This window comes from Pantoea sp. SGAir0418, assembly GCF_043529865.1.
In genome coordinates this window covers 3,152,353-3,168,832 of sequence record NZ_CP027911.1, presented here as the reverse complement: position 1 = coordinate 3,168,832, position 16,480 = coordinate 3,152,353, and the positions used below count along the sequence as shown (strand labels likewise).

General features: G+C 57.2%; 16 protein-coding genes, 1 tRNA gene and 1 rRNA gene. 9 read left to right on the top strand and 9 right to left on the bottom strand.

Annotated features, from left to right (window positions below):
• The first annotated feature begins 5 nt into the window (after positions 1 to 5).
• The gene (accA, locus tag C1N84_RS14925) at positions 6 to 965 is read left to right on the top strand and encodes an acetyl-CoA carboxylase carboxyl transferase subunit alpha (RefSeq protein ID WP_021507476.1); all 960 of its coding nucleotides are present in this window, start codon (positions 6 to 8) and stop codon (positions 963 to 965) included.
• Between the two features lie 116 nt (positions 966 to 1,081).
• Here accA and C1N84_RS14920 read toward each other — a convergent pair whose 3' ends face one another.
• Complete coding sequence (locus tag C1N84_RS14920; protein WP_104189859.1) at positions 1,082 to 2,044, bottom strand: IS110 family RNA-guided transposase; 963 nt, start codon at positions 2,042 to 2,044, stop codon at positions 1,082 to 1,084.
• A gap of 348 nt (positions 2,045 to 2,392) precedes the next feature.
• Here C1N84_RS14920 and C1N84_RS14915 point away from each other — a divergent pair, with 348 nt between their 5' ends.
• The 4 genes from C1N84_RS14915 (at position 2,393) to C1N84_RS14900 (ending at position 6,684) form a co-directional block, all read left to right on the top strand.
• Positions 2,393 to 4,543, top strand: coding sequence for a lysine decarboxylase LdcC (locus tag C1N84_RS14915; RefSeq protein ID WP_264441615.1), 2,151 nt, complete (start codon positions 2,393 to 2,395; stop codon positions 4,541 to 4,543).
• Positions 4,544 to 4,618: 75 nt separating this feature from the next.
• Positions 4,619 to 5,008 carry a VOC family protein gene (locus C1N84_RS14910; RefSeq protein ID WP_058770579.1) on the top strand — a complete coding sequence of 130 codons (390 nt, stop codon included), beginning with the start codon at positions 4,619 to 4,621 and terminating at the stop codon, positions 5,006 to 5,008.
• Positions 5,009 to 5,062: 54 nt separating this feature from the next.
• Positions 5,063 to 6,376, top strand: a complete 1,314-nt coding sequence (gene tilS / locus C1N84_RS14905; protein ID WP_264441614.1) for a tRNA lysidine(34) synthetase TilS — start codon at positions 5,063 to 5,065, stop codon at positions 6,374 to 6,376.
• Positions 6,376 to 6,684, top strand: a complete 309-nt coding sequence (locus C1N84_RS14900; RefSeq protein ID WP_058780481.1) for a c-type cytochrome — start codon at positions 6,376 to 6,378, stop codon at positions 6,682 to 6,684. The genes tilS and C1N84_RS14900 overlap by 1 nt, the downstream gene beginning before the upstream one ends.
• A gap of 39 nt (positions 6,685 to 6,723) precedes the next feature.
• Here C1N84_RS14900 and rof read toward each other — a convergent pair whose 3' ends face one another.
• Together rof and C1N84_RS14890 are read right to left on the bottom strand one after the other, a co-directional pair.
• Entirely contained in the window at positions 6,724 to 6,987 is a 264-nt protein-coding gene (gene rof, locus C1N84_RS14895; RefSeq protein WP_021507471.1) for a Rho-binding antiterminator, read from the bottom strand.
• Positions 6,974 to 7,174 carry a YaeP family protein gene (locus C1N84_RS14890; protein ID WP_021507470.1) on the bottom strand — a complete coding sequence of 67 codons (201 nt, stop codon included), beginning with the start codon at positions 7,172 to 7,174 and terminating at the stop codon, positions 6,974 to 6,976. The genes rof and C1N84_RS14890 overlap by 14 nt, the downstream gene beginning before the upstream one ends.
• Before the next feature lie 216 nt (positions 7,175 to 7,390).
• On the opposite strand from C1N84_RS14890, the gene arfB reads away from it, so the two are divergent.
• The gene (gene arfB / locus C1N84_RS14885) at positions 7,391 to 7,801 is read left to right on the top strand and encodes an alternative ribosome rescue aminoacyl-tRNA hydrolase ArfB (protein ID WP_394541656.1); all 411 of its coding nucleotides are present in this window, start codon (positions 7,391 to 7,393) and stop codon (positions 7,799 to 7,801) included.
• A 32-nt stretch (positions 7,802 to 7,833) separates the two neighbouring features.
• Here arfB and proS read toward each other — a convergent pair whose 3' ends face one another.
• The 6 genes from proS to metN form a co-directional block, all read right to left on the bottom strand.
• A complete protein-coding gene (gene proS, locus C1N84_RS14880; RefSeq protein WP_021507468.1) occupies positions 7,834 to 9,552 on the bottom strand; it encodes a proline--tRNA ligase in 1,719 nt (572 codons plus the stop codon).
• A gap of 91 nt (positions 9,553 to 9,643) precedes the next feature.
• Complete coding sequence (tsaA, locus tag C1N84_RS14875) at positions 9,644 to 10,351, bottom strand: tRNA (N6-threonylcarbamoyladenosine(37)-N6)-methyltransferase TrmO (RefSeq protein ID WP_104094480.1); 708 nt, start codon at positions 10,349 to 10,351, stop codon at positions 9,644 to 9,646.
• On the bottom strand, positions 10,348 to 10,749 hold the full coding sequence (gene rcsF / locus C1N84_RS14870) for an Rcs stress response system protein RcsF (protein ID WP_021507466.1): 402 nt from the start codon (positions 10,747 to 10,749) through the stop codon (positions 10,348 to 10,350). The genes tsaA and rcsF overlap by 4 nt, the downstream gene beginning before the upstream one ends.
• A gap of 127 nt (positions 10,750 to 10,876) precedes the next feature.
• Complete coding sequence (locus C1N84_RS14865) at positions 10,877 to 11,692, bottom strand: MetQ/NlpA family lipoprotein (protein WP_021507465.1); 816 nt, start codon at positions 11,690 to 11,692, stop codon at positions 10,877 to 10,879.
• A gap of 37 nt (positions 11,693 to 11,729) precedes the next feature.
• Positions 11,730 to 12,383, bottom strand: coding sequence for a methionine ABC transporter permease MetI (locus C1N84_RS14860; protein WP_021507464.1), 654 nt, complete (start codon positions 12,381 to 12,383; stop codon positions 11,730 to 11,732).
• Positions 12,376 to 13,407 carry a methionine ABC transporter ATP-binding protein MetN gene (gene metN / locus C1N84_RS14855; protein WP_127833709.1) on the bottom strand — a complete coding sequence of 344 codons (1,032 nt, stop codon included), beginning with the start codon at positions 13,405 to 13,407 and terminating at the stop codon, positions 12,376 to 12,378. Before metN ends, C1N84_RS14860 begins: the two co-directional genes overlap by 8 nt.
• A 188-nt stretch (positions 13,408 to 13,595) precedes the next feature.
• Between metN and gmhB the strand changes: the two genes are divergently transcribed.
• The 3 genes from gmhB (at position 13,596) to C1N84_RS14840 (ending at position 16,266) form a co-directional block, all read left to right on the top strand.
• Positions 13,596 to 14,156 carry a D-glycero-beta-D-manno-heptose 1,7-bisphosphate 7-phosphatase gene (gene gmhB / locus C1N84_RS14850; protein ID WP_058780475.1) on the top strand — a complete coding sequence of 187 codons (561 nt, stop codon included), beginning with the start codon at positions 13,596 to 13,598 and terminating at the stop codon, positions 14,154 to 14,156.
• A gap of 405 nt (positions 14,157 to 14,561) precedes the next feature.
• Positions 14,562 to 16,103, top strand: a 16S ribosomal RNA gene (locus C1N84_RS14845).
• Positions 16,104 to 16,191: 88 nt separating this feature from the next.
• A tRNA-Glu gene (locus C1N84_RS14840) sits at positions 16,192 to 16,266 on the top strand.
• The last annotated feature ends 214 nt before the right edge of the window (positions 16,267 to 16,480 follow it).

Below are 16,480 nucleotides of genomic sequence, written 5' to 3'. Positions count from 1 at the left end.
ACATTATGAGTCTTAATTACCTGGATTTTGAACAGCCAATCGCTGAACTGGAAGCGAAAATCGACTCGCTGAAATCGATTGGTCGTTCGGATGAGAAACACGATATTAATCTGGATGAGGAAGTGCAGCGTCTGCGCGAGAAAAGCGTCGAGCTGACCCGTAAAATCTTCTCCGATTTGGGTGCATGGCAGGTTGCGCAGCTGGCGCGCCATCCGCTGCGTCCTTATACGCTGGACTATGTCCGCAATGCGTTTGACGATTTTGACGAGCTGGCCGGTGACCGCGCCTATGCCGATGATAAAGCCATTGTCGGCGGCATCGCTCGTCTGGATGGGCGTCCGGTGATGGTCATTGGCCATCAGAAAGGCCGCGAAACCAAAGAGAAAATCCGGCGTAACTTCGGTATGCCAGCACCCGAGGGCTACCGTAAAGCACTGCGTCTGATGGAGATGGCCGAGCGCTTTAAGATGCCACTGATCACCTTCATCGACACGCCGGGTGCCTATCCGGGCGTGGGCGCGGAAGAGCGCGGTCAGTCTGAAGCGATTGCCCGCAACCTGCGCGAGATGTCCGGTTTGAAGATCCCGGTGATCTGTACCGTGATCGGCGAAGGCGGCTCCGGCGGCGCGCTGGCGATTGGCGTTGGCGATAAAGTGAATATGCTGCAGTACAGCACCTACTCGGTGATCTCACCGGAAGGCTGTGCGTCAATTCTGTGGAAGAGCGCCGACAAAGCGCCACTCGCCGCAGAAGCGATGGGCATCACCGCCGGGCGTCTGAAAGAGCTGAAGCTGATCGATTCGATCATCCCGGAACCGCTGGGCGGCGCGCACCGTCATCCGGTGGACATGGCGGCAGCGCTCAAGCAGCAGCTGCTGGCCGATCTGGCCGATCTCGATGTGCTGAGTACGGAAGAGCTGCTTAACCGCCGCTATCAGCGCCTGATGAGCTACGGCTACGCGTAAGCGCCGAAAAGTCTTCACAGAAGCGGACCCCGGTCCGCTTTTTTTATGCCTGTTTGTACCTCAATGCGCACCCTGGGAAAAACCGGGTAGTAATCCTGTAGATACCGTCTTGCCGGTTACCTGGCAAGACATATTTCGGCATCGAACGGACGACCCGATTTCAGCACGCCATAAGCCAGCTGCAGCAGCTTCTTCATCGCCGCGCACACCACGACTTTTCCCGTTTTCTTACCCGCATCCAGCCGTTTCTTCAGCGCACTCACCGCCGGATTCCACTTCATCGCCACTATCGCAGGCATGTACAGGGCCTTGCGCATCGCGCTGTTGCCCATCTTCGATATCCTGCTTTTGCCCTTCCACTCACCGGACTCCTGCCGCATCGGATTCAGACCCACCCACGCCACAAGCGCCTTGCTGCTGCTGAACCTCGACATGTCCCCCAGATACGCCAGCATCGTGCTGCTCAGCACGCCCGCGATGCCCGGGATGGACTCCAGCAGTTCCCTGTTCTTTTTAAGGCCCGGATCATTGTCGATATGGTCGTTTATTGCCCGCTTCGTTTCGTCTATCTGCGCATCCAGCGCCGCAATGACCACGCGGATTGAGGGCTGCACCACCGCATCCGAGACCTCCAGCCGGTTCTCTTCCATCTGCCGCATTTCCTGAAGATTCGTCAGGCGCTTCACCAGCGCCTTCAGCCTGCGTTCATTCAGCGGCGCCGGCTGCCACAGCGACGGGCCGTGCAGTTTACAGTAGCGCGCTATCATGCGCGCATCGTCTTTATCCGTCTTGTTACGGCTCAGCTCCGCCTGTCCGAAGCGCCTGATGCGCGCGGGATTTTCCACGCTGACATCATAGCCTTCGTCGTGCAGGAAGGTGGCCAGCGGCTCACTGTACGCGCCGGTAGCCTCCATGCAGATATGGCAGCAGCCGAACGGCTCCAGCCATTTTTTCAGGGCGATAAAGCCCTTAGGGGTGTTGGGAAAGACTTTGGTTTTGTAAGACGTGTCGCCTTTCCAGACGGCCACATCAAACTTTCCGGAGGCAATATCAATGCCGACAGGCATACGGGTTTGCATAGATTCTCCTTAACAGCACAGGGAAACCGCCATGACCATCCTTATGGATGCGTGCTCGGGGCACAGGATACCGTCCGGTCTTGAAGGCGGGAGTTAAGTTGCCGGGGATGAATCTACGAAGCAGGCTTTATGCCCAGGGGGCGCCCCCATCTCACCAGCAACTTCCCGATGATCAGTCGGGGATCATCATACCCGGAGGAGAATGATCGGGATATAAGGGGCGCCATTCATGGCGACCTGAGATGCATCGCTGGCAAACATCAGGCCAACAACGGCGCTATTCCGGAACATTCACCCGCCACTTTTCGCTATCCTTATTCCGTGCCACAACACCACAGGAGGTGAGCATTGAATATTATTGCGATCATGGGACCGCACGGCGCGTTCTACAAAGATGAACCGATTCGCGAACTGGACGCGGCGCTGAAGCTGCAGGGTTTCCAGACCGTTTATCCCAACAATGCCAGCGACCTGCTGAAACTGATTGAACACAACCCGCGCGTCTGCGGGGTGATATTTGACTGGGACGACTACAGCCTGGCGCTGTGCAGCGACATCAATCAGCTTAACGAATCACTGCCGCTGTATGCCTTCATCAACACCCATTCGCAGATGGATGTCAGCATTAATGAAATGCGCATGGCGCTGCACTTCTTCGAATACGCGCTCAACGCCGCTGACGATATTGCACTGCATATCCGGCAGTACACCGATGAGTACATCGACAAAATTATGCCGCCGCTGACCAAAGCGCTGTTCACCTACGTCAAAGAGGGGAAATACACCTTCTGCACGCCGGGCCACATGGGCGGCACGGCGTTTCAGAAAAGCCCGGTCGGCAGCCTGTTCTATGATTTCTTCGGCGCCAACACGCTGAAAGCGGATGTATCGATCTCGGTCACCGAACTGGGCTCGCTGCTCGATCACACCGGTCCGCACCTTGAAGCAGAAGAGTATGTGGCGCGCACCTTTGGCGCTGAACAGAGCTATATGGTTACCAACGGCACGTCGACTTCAAATAAAATCGTCGGAATGTACGCCGCACCGGCCGGCAGCACGGTACTGATTGACCGCAACTGCCACAAATCGCTGACCCATCTGCTGATGATGAGCGACATCATCCCCATCTGGCTCAAACCGACGCGCAACGCGCTGGGCATCCTGGGTGGCATCCCTAAGCGCGAATTCACCCGCGACAGCATTCAGCAGAAAGTTAACGCGACCCCGCGCGCCAGCTGGCCGGTGCATGCGGTGATCACCAACTCAACCTACGATGGTCTGCTGTATAACACGCAATACATCAAACAGACGCTGGACGTGCCGTCCATCCATTTCGATTCCGCCTGGGTGCCGTACACCAATTTTCACCCTATCTACAGCGGCAAAAGCGGCATGAGCGGCGAGCGTATTCCAGGCAAAGTGATCTATGAAACCCAGTCGACCCACAAACTGCTGGCGGCGTTCTCACAGGCGTCGCTGATTCACATCAAGGGCGATTACGATCACGACACCTTCAACGAAGCCTACATGATGCACACCACCACCTCGCCGAGCTACGCGATCGTCTCTTCGATTGAGACCGCGGCGGCGATGCTGCGCGGTAATCCGGGCCGGCGGCTGATTAATCGCTCGGTGGAGCGCGCGCTGCATTTTCGCCGCGAGATCCAGCGGCTGCGCGAAGAGTCTGACGGCTGGTTCTTTGATATCTGGCAGCCGGAGCAGGTGGATGAAGCCGAATGCTGGCCGATTCAGCCGGGCGACGAGGCGTGGCACGGCTTTACCCACGCCGATCGCGATCATATGTATCTCGATCCCATCAAAGTCACCATTCTCACGCCGGGCATGAGCGAACTGGGCCAGATGGCGGAAGAGGGCATTCCGGCCGCGCTGGTGGCGAAATTCCTCGACCAGCGTGGCATCGTGGTGGAGAAGACCGGGCCGTACAATCTGCTGTTCCTGTTCAGCATTGGCATCGATAAAACCAAAGCGATGAGCGTGCTGCGCGGACTGACGGAGTTCAAACGCGCCTACGATCTCAACCTGCGGGTAAAAAACATGCTGCCGGATCTCTATGCTGAAGATCCTGACTTCTACCGTAACATGCGCATCCAGACGCTGGCGCAGGGCATTCATCAGCTGATCCTGCAGCACGATCTGCCGCGTCTGATGCTGCGGGCATTCGACGTTCTGCCGGAGATGAAGATGACGCCGCACCAGGCGTTTCAGCGGCAGGTGCAGGGGCAGGTGGAAACCGTGGACATTCGCGAGCTGGTCGGGCGGATTTCAGCCAACATGATCCTGCCTTATCCGCCAGGCGTGCCGCTGGTGATGCCGGGCGAGATGATTACCGAACAGAGCCGGGCGGTGCTGGATTTCCTGTTGATGCTCTGTACCATCGGGCGGCACTATCCCGGCTTTGAAACGGATATTCACGGTGCCACGCTCACCGACGACGGTCGCTATCTGGTGCGCGTGCTGCACGACGAACCTGTGCGCTAACTTCAGATAATTGCCTCTTTTCAGCGCCGCGCCGGGCACGTAGGCTAAGCGGCTCAGAATACTTTCGGAGCCGCTATGCTGCAGATAAAACAGATCCACCACATCGCCATTATTGCCACCGATTATCAGCGCAGTAAGGCGTTTTACTGCGACGTGCTGGGCTTTGAGCTGCTGGGTGAATACTATCGCGCTGAGCGCGATTCATGGAAAGGCGACCTTGGCCTTAATGGCGTCTATACCATTGAGCTGTTCTCATTTCCTGCGCCGCCGCCGCGCGTCAGCGGGCCGGAAGCGTGCGGGCTGCGCCATCTGGCGTTTTGTGTGGATGATGTCGAACAGTCGGTTGCCGCGCTGGCAGAAAAGGGCGTGGTGTGCGAGCCGATCCGCATCGATGCTCTCACCGGTAAAGCCTGCACCTTCTTCCCTGATCCGGATGGTTTGCCGCTGGAGCTGTATCAGGCGTAAAATAGCGCGCGCAGTGAGCCGCAATCCGGCGGTTCACCTCAACGGAATGCGTGCATGTCCTTTTCTCATCTTGCTGCGCTGCTGCCAGCCGATGCCCGCTGCGTGCTGGCATTCAGCGGCGGGCTCGATTCCAGCGTCCTGCTGCATCAGTTAGTGAGCTGGCAACGCCAGCAGCCGCAGCTGCGCGTGCGCGCATTACACGTGCATCATGGTTTAAGCCCCAACGCCGATCGCTGGGCGGCGCACTGCCAGCAGCAGTGTCAGCAGTGGCACATTCCCTGCGAGGTGCTGCGCGTGCAGGTGGACGCTCGCGCCGGTGGGATCGAAGCCGCAGCCCGCACGGCGCGCTATCAGGCGTTATTCACACACCTGCAACCCGGTGAGTACTTACTTACTGCTCAGCACCTCGATGACCAGGCTGAAACGCTGCTGCTGGCGCTGAAACGCGGCAGTGGTCCGGCTGGTCTGGCGGCGATGCCGCAGCAGCGGCAGGTTAACGGCCACTGGCATCTGCGCCCGTTGCTCAACCTCAGCCGTCAGCAGCTGGAAGCTTACGCTGTCGGGCACCAGCTGGACTGGATTGACGATGAGAGCAACGCTGACCGTCGCTACGATCGCAATTTCCTGCGCCAGGACGTGCTGCCGCTGCTGCAGGCGCGCTGGCCGCACTTCAGCGCGGCCAGTGCCCGCAGCGCAGCGCTATGCGGTGAGCAGGAGCAACTGCTGGATGAGCTGCTCAGCGAGCAGCTGGCGCAGCTGACCGATGCCCAGGGCGCACTGCATTTTCCGCCGCTGCTGGCCTGTAGCGAGGCACGGCGGCACGCGCTGCTGCGGCGCTGGATTAGCGAACGCGGTGGCGCAATGCCCGCGCGCGACGCGCTGCAGCGCATTACCGACGAGGTGATGCACAGCCGTGAAGATGCGCAGCCGTGTCTGCGCTTTGGCGCGCACGAACTGCGGCGCTACCGGGAGCGGCTTTACTGGCTGCCGCGACAGCACTCACTGAGTCAGCATTCGCTAACCTGGCAGCCGCTGACGCAGCCATTAATTTTGCCTGATGGGCTGGGTGAACTGCGCGCCAGCCCGGCGCAGGCGGAACTGCGCCAGCCGGCGGCGGATGAGCAGGTTATTGTGCGCTTTCAGGCCCGCGGCTATCACCATGTTGTCGGCCGGGCTGGTGGTCGCGAAATGAAAAAACTGTGGCAGGAGCTGGGCGTCCCGCCGTGGCAGCGCGAACGCATTCCGTTGATTTACTACAACCAGACGCTGATTGCTGCGCCCGGGCTGTTTGTCACCCGCGCAGGCGCGGCGGGCGAGACGCAAGGCTGGCAGGCGATCTGGTCAACATCTAAAAAGGAACAGCAATGATGAAACAGTGGATTGTCGCGGCGCTACTGGCTGCTGCGCTGCCGGCGTTTGCGCAGGGCGACGTCAGGGCCGGCGCGCAGAAAGCCGCCAGCTGTATGGCGTGCCATGGCGCGGAAGGTAAGAGCGCGGTGCCGCTTTACCCTAATCTGGCCGGACAGCATGCGCCCTACCTGCTGCATTCGCTGCAGGCCTACAAAAAAGGCGAGCGCAGTGGCGGTCAGGCAGAGGTGATGAAAGCCTTTGTTGCTGGATTGAGCGATCAGGATATGGATGATTTAGCGGCGTACTACGCTTCGCTGCAGCCTTAAGCGAGGTGGGCGGGAACAGCTTTCCCGCCCGGGGAGAGATTATTCGTCTTCGCTGACGATAACGGTGCCCAGCTCAGGATGGCTGAAGCTGGCGATGTGGTCGAGACGCAGCTCGCGCGTTTCACCGGAGAGGTCGACCGCAAGATACTCGACGTTTTTACGTGAGACCATGTCCACGGCTTTCGCCTTCAGCTGGTCGCCGTTTTTGAGCTCCAGCGACAGCGTCCAGTGTTTGGTACAGGCGAGCTCGAGGTTGTCGTAGTCATCACAGTTGATGGGTTTGTAGGCTTCATTCGTCAACATAGTCGCTCACCAATAAGTTTGCAGCGGCATACGCTGCCTGTTCCCTGACAGAAGAGTTTAGCGCAGAATTAGCGGCAATATCATTGAGTGCTTTCAGTGCGCATCCGATCGCGTCTGGCACATACCCCAGGTCGCCGCTGCCAATCCCGGCATACTTCTGGCGAACTAACTCACAATACTTTTGCACATACACCTCCTCAGCAGAGCATCAATACTCTGGTTGATATGCGACTATATCACAGGGGTTCGCTGGAAATCAGCCAGGGGGCGCAGGGAAGGTGGCAAAGAAAGGGCAAAAAGTGACAGCCAGCACTGGTCTCAGCCAGCCTGGCGGCGCACAAAAGGTTAAGTTGATGAACAGGTTATTTCCGGATACAACCGCGCTGATAACGGCAGGTGGCAGATGATTGTGCTGTCACGTAGTGTTTCAATTGCGGACAATGAAGTGGAGCTCAGTGCCATTCGCGCTCAGGGCGCGGGCTGCCAGCACGTCAATAAGACGTCGACCGCTATCCATCTGCGTTTCGATATTCACGCCTCGTCGCTACCGCCGTTTTATAAACAGCGGCTGCTGGAGGCGAACCACCATTTGATCAGCGCCGATGGCGTGGTGATTATCAAAGCGCAGGAGTATCGCAGCCAGGAGATGAACCGCGAAGCGGCGCTGCAGCGGCTGATCAACCTGATACGCGAGCTGACGACGGTGGAGAAAGTGCGCCGCGCGACGCGCCCGACGCGGGCGTCCCGAGAGCGGCGGCTGGAAGGTAAATCACGACGCAGCAATGTGAAGGCGCTGCGCGGCAAGCTGCGCTAAAAAAAACGCCTCCGGCAGGAGGCGTCAGGGGATTACTTGTTGAGGGCGCGGCTGAGGAAGTCGACGATGTCGTGCTGCTTAATCATCTGCTTCTCGCTGGCGGCGCGGGCTTTGTACTCGATCTCCTGGTTATCCAGGTTGCGGTCGCCAATCACGATAGTGTGCGGTACGCCGATCAGTTCCATATCGGCGAACATCACGCCCGGACGCTCTTTACGATCGTCAAGAATGACATCGATGCCTTTGGCGCGCAGCTCGTTGTACAGCTGTTCCGCCAGCTCTTTCACGCGGAAGGATTTGTGCATGTTCATTGGCAGAATCGCCACTTCGAACGGTGCCAGCGCCGCTGGCCAGATAATCCCGCGCTCGTCGTGGTTCTGTTCGATAGCCGCCGCCACGACGCGGGTGATACCGATACCGTAGCAGCCCATGGTCATGATCTGATTGCGACCATCTTCACCCTGTACCGCTGCTTTCATCGCGTCCGAATATTTGGTGCCGAGCTGGAAGATGTGGCCGACTTCAATGCCGCGCTTAATCATCAGCACGCCTTTGCCATCCGGGCTCGGATCGCCTTCTACCACGTTACGAATATCTTCTACGCGTGCTTCTGGCAGATCGCGGCCCCAGTTGATGCCGGCATAGTGCTGGCCATCAATGTTGGCGCCTGCCGCGAAGTCACTCATTTTTGCCACGGTGCGGTCAGCAATCACCGGGATGGTCAGACCGACCGGACCGAGAGAGCCAAAACCGGCACCGATGGCGGCGCGAATCTCTTCCTCGTTGCCCATTTCCAGTGGCGCGGCCACAATGTCCAGATGCTCGGCTTTGATTTCGTTGAGCTCGTGGTCGCCGCGTAACAGCAGCGCAACCAGCGAATGACCGCTCTCTTCGCTGGCTTTCACAATCAGCGTTTTCACCGTTTTTTCTACCGGGATCTGGTGCTGTTCGACCAGCTCGGCGATGCTTTTCGCGTTTGGCGTAGCGAACTGCGTCAGCGCCTGCGTTGCCGCCGGGCGCTCACCGGCAGGAGCCAGCGCTTCGGCTTTCTCAATGTTGGCCGCGTAATCGGACTCGCTGGAGAAGATCACATCATCTTCACCACTCTGCGCCAGCACCTGGAACTCATGCGAGCCACTGCCGCCAATCGAACCGGTATCGGCCTGTACGGCGCGGAAATCCAGCCCCATGCGGCTGAAACTCTGGCTGTAGGCGCGGTACATCGCGTCGTAAGTTTCCTGCAGCGACTCCTGCGAGGTGTGGAACGAATACGCATCCTTCATGATGAATTCGCGCGAACGCATCACGCCAAAACGCGGGCGTACTTCATCACGGAATTTGGTCTGGATCTGATAGACGTTGAGCGGCAGCTGCTTATAGGAGCTCAGCTCGTTGCGGATCAGGTCGGTGACCACTTCTTCATGGGTCGGACCCAGCACAAACGGACGTTCGTGGCGGTCTTTAATGCGCAGCAGCTCCGGGCCGTACTGCTCCCAGCGACCGCTCTCTTCCCACAGATCGGCTGGCTGAACCACCGGCATGGAGATCTCAATCGCACCGGCGTTGTTCATCTCTTCGCGCACGATGTTTTCAACTTTTCGCAGCACGCGAATACCGGTCGGCAGCCAGGTATAGAGACCGGAAGCCAGTTTGCGGATCATACCGGCGCGCAGCATCAGCTGGTGGCTGATCACTTCAGCATCGGAAGGCGTCTCCTTCAGGGTGGAGAGCAGATATTGAGTAGTACGCATTAATTTACGATTCCAGTTGTACGGAAGGATACGAACAAAAAATTTGCTGGCGGCTAGTGTACCAGCGAGATCCGTCACTCAAAAGCTTGTTTTAGCGCGGATCGAGCGCGATCACCTCGGTTCCCGCCGCGTCAATGCGCCAGCGCACATTAAAGTCGAGCAGCCAGGCTGCATATTCACGGCCAGGGCTTTCACCTTTGCGATAAGCCGGGCGCGGATCCTGCGCCAGCACTTCAGTGATAAAGCGCGCCAGCTGCGGGTAGTGGCGTTGCTGCTGTTGCAACTGCTGCTGCGCCTGCGCGGAGAAACGCACCGGCATGCTGGCGTCGGGCGCGCTCTGGGCGAAACCCGCGCGCGCCTCAGGCAGCGCTTCGGCGAAGGGCAGGTAAGGCTTGATATCCACCACAGGGGTGCCGTCCACCAAATCGAGGCTGCCTAATTGCAGAATCACCTGTTGCTGCTCGCAGCGAATGCCTTTGAGCTCAACCAGCGACATGCCGATAGGATTGGGGCGAAAGGTCGAGCGGGTGGCAAATACGCCGATGCGGGCATTACCGCCGAGGCGCGGCGGGCGTACGGTTGGGCGCCAGCCGCCGGCCATGGTCTGGTGAAAGACGAACAACACCCACAAATGGCTGAATGCCTCCAGTCCGCGCACCGCTTCCGGCTGGTTATACGGCGCCAGCAGATGCAGTTCGCCACCGCCGTCCTGCACCAGACCCGGCTGGCGCGGTACGGCAAATTTCTCTTTCCACGGCGAACGGATCACGCCGATTTGCGCAAAGGCAAATTCACTCATTGATTGGAGACTTTCAGCGCGGAGCCCTGGCATACGGCCTGGCGATAGCAGCCTGGCGTGCTGGAGACAATTTCGCACTTGTGCAGCAGCACGGCGTTGGCTTTCATGCCGGCCGCTTTAATCTGCAGGCGTTTACGCGCGGTATTGAGGTTCGGCGGTGAGTCCTGGGTGCTGCTCTGGCAATCATCACCCGACACTTCGCCCAGATCGCGGAACGGATTGCTGACCAGATCGGTCGCATCGGTATAGATCTTCACCGGGGCCGGACGCGCAGCCGGTTTGCGCTGAGGTTCGCTGGTTGATTGCTGCGGGCGAGACGGAGCACTGCTTATTGGGTGATATTCACGCACGCACCCGGTCAGCATCAATGCCAACAAGCAGAGCGGTAAAAAACGCATGGCAACATCCTCATGTAATAAAAAGTGGCGTTATTGAAACAAGGACGACCAGAAATAACAAGTCAGCTGCCACATGCTGAAATAGAAAGGGCGGCCGAAGCCGCCCTGCACCGCATGAAAGGGATAATTACCAGCCTTTCACTGCGCCGCCGTTAAAGATTTTGTTGGCGGCTTCAGACACTTCGTCTGACTGATAAGCCTCAACAAACTTCTTCACGTTCTCCGCGTCTTTGTTGTCTTCGCGGCTAACGATCAGGTTCACGTACGGCGAGTCTTTATCTTCTACGAAGATGCCGTCTTTCGCCGGGGTCAGGCCAATCTGGCTGGCGTAAGTGGTGTTGATCACCGCCAGCGCAATCTGCTGATCGTCCAGTGAACGTGGCAGCTGTGGCGCTTCCAGCTCAACAATCTTCAGGTTCTTTGGATTCTCAGTGATATCCAGTGAGGTTGGCAGCAGGCCCACGCCATCTTTCAGTTTGATCAGGCCCACTTTCTGCAGCAGCAGCAGAGAACGACCGAGGTTGGTTGGATCGTTCGGGATAGCGATCTGCGCACCGTTCTGCAGCTCATCCAGCGATTTGATTTTTTTCGAGTAGCCGGCAATCGGATAAACGAAGGTGTTGCCGACCGGCACCAGTTTGTAACCGCGGTCTTTGATCTGCTGATCGAGGTACGGCTTGTGCTGGAAGGCGTTAACGTCAATATCGCCTTTGCTCAGCGCTTCGTTAGGCAGCACGTAATCGTTAAAGGTAACCAGTTCAACATCGAGACCGTATTTCTCTTTCGCGACTTTCACGGCAGTTTCCGCAACCTGCTGCTCAGCCCCGACAATCACACCCACTTTAATGTGGTTGGGATCTTTCTCTTTCTGATCGCATCCTGCCAGCGCAATCGCGCCAATCAGAGCACCCACAGCGGCAATCTTTTTAAATGTGAAAGACATATCCTTTCCTTAATAGAGGACTATTGATGTTGTTTGCTTATTTATGTGACACCGCACGCACGATGCGGTCACCACAGAACTGAATTAAATACACCAGCACCACCAGCAAAATCAGCACGGTATTCATCACGGTGGCGTTATAGCCGATGTAACCATACTGATAGCCAATCTGGCCCAGACCGCCCGCGCCCACAGCACCGCCCATGGCGGAGTAGCCCACCAGCGTAATCAGGGTAATTGTAGCGGCATTCACCAGCCCTGGCAGCGCTTCCGGCAGCAGCACCTTACGCACGATCTGCAGCGGTGTGGCACCCATGGCGCGCGAGGCTTCAATCAGTCCGGTCGGCAACTCAAGCAGCGCGTTCTCTACCATACGGGCGATAAACGGCGCCGCGCCCACGGTCAGCGGAACGATGGCCGCCTGCAGCCCAATGGAGGTGCCGACGATGGCGCGGGTAAACGGAATCATCCACACCAGCAGGATAATGAAAGGAATGGAACGGAAAATATTGACGATGGCTGACAGCACGCGATACAGCGCAGTGTTGGCCAGAATCTGCCCCGGACGGGTGACGTACAGCAGTACGCCAACCGGCAGGCCAAGCACAAAGCCAAAGAAACCAGAAACAAAGGTCATCATCAGCGTTTCCCAGACGCCACGCGTCAGTAACCACAGCATCGCTTCAGACATAACCCAGCACCTCTACTTTCACATGATTTTCTTTCAGCCAGGCAATAGCGGCTTGTGTATCTGTTTCACTGCCGTCCATTTCGGCCAGCATGATGCCGAACTTCACGCCACCGGCGTAATCCATCTGGGCACTGATAATGTTGTTATTGACGTTGAAACGGCGCGCGGCTTCTGACAGCAGCGGCGCATCCACCGATTTACCGGTGAACTCCAGTCGCAGCAGCGGCACGCTCTCGCTGCCCGCGCTCGCCTGCATGCGCTGCTGGTAATCATCCGGAATATCCAGATGCAGCGTTGACTGAATAAACTGCTGGGCCAGGGGCGTTTTCGGGTGCGAGAACACTTCGCTGACGCTGTCTTTTTCAATCAGTTCGCCGTTGCTGATCACCGCCACCTGATCGCAGATGCGTTTCACCACATCCATCTCGTGAGTAATCAGCAGAATAGTGATGCCGAGACGACGGTTGATGTCTTTCAGCAGCTCCAGAATCGAGCGGGTGGTGGCCGGGTCCAGCGCGCTGGTGGCTTCATCACACAGCAGCACCTTCGGATTGCTGGCCAGCGCACGGGCAATCGCGACGCGCTGTTTCTGACCGCCGGACAGATTCGCCGGCCAGCTGTCGTGTTTGTCCGCCAGACCGACCAGCTCCAGCAGCTCGCTGACGCGCTTTTTGATCGCTTCGCGTGACAGGTTACCCAGCTCAAGCGGCAGCGCAACGTTGCCCGACACGGTGCGGGAGTTCATCAGGTTGAAGTGCTGGAAGATCATGCCAATCTGGCGGCGCGCCAGCGTTAACTGCCCGGAAGAGAGCGCGGTGAGCTCCTGACCGTCAACCAGCACGCGACCGGATGTCGGGCGCTCCAGCAGATTGACGCAGCGGATGAGCGTACTTTTACCGGCACCGGATGAACCGATGACGCCATAAATTTGTCCGGCAGGCACGTGCAGGCTAACGTTTGACAACGCCTGAATAGTGCGTGAACCCTGCTGGAACACTTTGGTGATATTTTCGAGTTTAATCATTAGTTTAATTGTTATCGTGTTGCGTTGTCCGTGGTGTATCGGTTTTCGCGCCGCCGGGGCAGGCGAAATCTGGATGGATGGTAAGGCATCCAGACGGCTAAATCAATCAAAGTCATTCAATCTGCCATTCTCACGGTACGCGCAATCATGCGATACTGCGCGGCACTATTTGCAGCAGGAGTTTCTACGTGGCGAACCCAGTCCCGGCTATTTTTCTCGATCGTGATGGCACCCTGAATGTCGATCACGGCTATGTTCATGAGATCGATAATTTTCAGTTTATTGATGGCACCATTGAAGCGCTGCAGGCGTTAAAGAAGATGGGCTACGCGCTGGTGCTGGTGACCAACCAGTCTGGCATCGCGCGCGGCATGTTTACCGAAGATCAGTTTATGCAACTCACCGAGTGGATGGACTGGTCACTGGCCGATCGCGATGTCGATCTCGACGGCATCTATTTCTGTCCGCATCTGCCTGATGCAACGGTCGTGGAGTACCGCCAGACTTGCGATTGCCGCAAGCCGCAACCGGGCATGCTGCTTTCGGCGCAGAAACACCTGAACATCGATATGGCAGCTTCTTATATGGTGGGCGATAAGCTGGAAGATATGCTGGCAGCGCAGGCGGCAGGTGTGGGAACCAAAGTGCTGGTGCGCAGTGGTAAGCCGGTCACCGCCGAAGGCGAAGCGGCTGCGGATTGGGTGATTGATAGTCTCGCAGAGCTGCCGGCGCGCATGAAAAAGGCCTGAAATCAGGCCTTCTGCACAAATCTTAAGCGAACAGTAAAAAAGTTGAAATTTGCACTTGCGCTTCCATAAGTTCGCCCTATAATGCGCCACCACTGAGACGGCAAAGCGGCAACGCAGACGGCTCAGCAGGGCGTGAAGCGATTCACCCCGCCGGAGAAAAACGCTGAAAAAAGTGTTTGACTCTGAAGGAGGAAAGCGTAATATACGCCACCTCGCGACAGCAGGCCGAACGCCGCGTCGCACCGCTCTTTAACAATTTATCAGACAATCTGTGTGGGCACTCGCAGGATTGATATCAGCGTCTCCGGACGTAAAAAATATCAAGTCTTTGCTGAGTGAACACGTAATTCATTACGAAGTTTAATTCACAGAGCATCGCTGCACTGGTTGCAGCAAATCAAACTTAAATTGAAGAGTTTGATCATGGCTCAGATTGAACGCTGGCGGCAGGCCTAACACATGCAAGTCGAACGGCAGCACAGAAGAGCTTGCTCTTTGGGTGGCGAGTGGCGGACGGGTGAGTAATGTCTGGGAAACTGCCCGATGGAGGGGGATAACTACTGGAAACGGTAGCTAATACCGCATAACGTCGCAAGACCAAAGTGGGGGACCTTCGGGCCTCACACCATCGGATGTGCCCAGATGGGATTAGCTAGTAGGTGGGGTAATGGCTCACCTAGGCGACGATCCCTAGCTGGTCTGAGAGGATGACCAGCCACACTGGAACTGAGACACGGTCCAGACTCCTACGGGAGGCAGCAGTGGGGAATATTGCACAATGGGCGCAAGCCTGATGCAGCCATGCCGCGTGTATGAAGAAGGCCTTCGGGTTGTAAAGTACTTTCAGCGGGGAGGAAGGCGGTGAGGTTAATAACCTTGCCGATTGACGTTACCCGCAGAAGAAGCACCGGCTAACTCCGTGCCAGCAGCCGCGGTAATACGGAGGGTGCAAGCGTTAATCGGAATTACTGGGCGTAAAGCGCACGCAGGCGGTCTGTTAAGTCAGATGTGAAATCCCCGGGCTTAACCTGGGAACTGCATTTGAAACTGGCAGGCTTGAGTCTCGTAGAGGGGGGTAGAATTCCAGGTGTAGCGGTGAAATGCGTAGAGATCTGGAGGAATACCGGTGGCGAAGGCGGCCCCCTGGACGAAGACTGACGCTCAGGTGCGAAAGCGTGGGGAGCAAACAGGATTAGATACCCTGGTAGTCCACGCCGTAAACGATGTCGACTTGGAGGTTGTGCCCTTGAGGCGTGGCTTCCGGAGCTAACGCGTTAAGTCGACCGCCTGGGGAGTACGGCCGCAAGGTTAAAACTCAAATGAATTGACGGGGGCCCGCACAAGCGGTGGAGCATGTGGTTTAATTCGATGCAACGCGAAGAACCTTACCTGGCCTTGACATCCAGAGAACTTAGCAGAGATGCTTTGGTGCCTTCGGGAACTCTGAGACAGGTGCTGCATGGCTGTCGTCAGCTCGTGTTGTGAAATGTTGGGTTAAGTCCCGCAACGAGCGCAACCCTTATCCTTTGTTGCCAGCGGCTCGGCCGGGAACTCAAAGGAGACTGCCGGTGATAAACCGGAGGAAGGTGGGGATGACGTCAAGTCATCATGGCCCTTACGGCCAGGGCTACACACGTGCTACAATGGCGCATACAAAGAGAAGCGACCTCGCGAGAGCAAGCGGACCTCATAAAGTGCGTCGTAGTCCGGATTGGAGTCTGCAACTCGACTCCATGAAGTCGGAATCGCTAGTAATCGTAGATCAGAATGCTACGGTGAATACGTTCCCGGGCCTTGTACACACCGCCCGTCACACCATGGGAGTGGGTTGCAAAAGAAGTAGGTAGCTTAACCTTCGGGAGGGCGCTTACCACTTTGTGATTCATGACTGGGGTGAAGTCGTAACAAGGTAACCGTAGGGGAACCTGCGGTTGGATCACCTCCTTACCTGAAGATACCTTCCCGCGAAGTGCTCACACAGATTGTCTGATAGAAAAGTAACGAGCAGGACGGCTGCGAAGTCGTGACACTTTGTGTCCCCTTCGTCTAGCGGTTAGGACTCCGCCCTTTCACGGCGGCAACAGGGGTTCGAATCCCCTAGGGGACGCCACTGCTTGGTGACAGGTGAAAGGTGTCTCCACAGAATATCTCAAAACTGACGGTAACGTCGTGTTTGAGATATTGCTCTTTAACAATCCGGAACAAGCTGAAAATTTGAAACGACGCGTCGTATTCATTCTCCGTAATAAGAATGAAATCACGATGCGTTCGGGTCTCTCAAATGCTTGCAGTCTGCAGCGTTGCAAAACGCCTGTGGGTTGTGA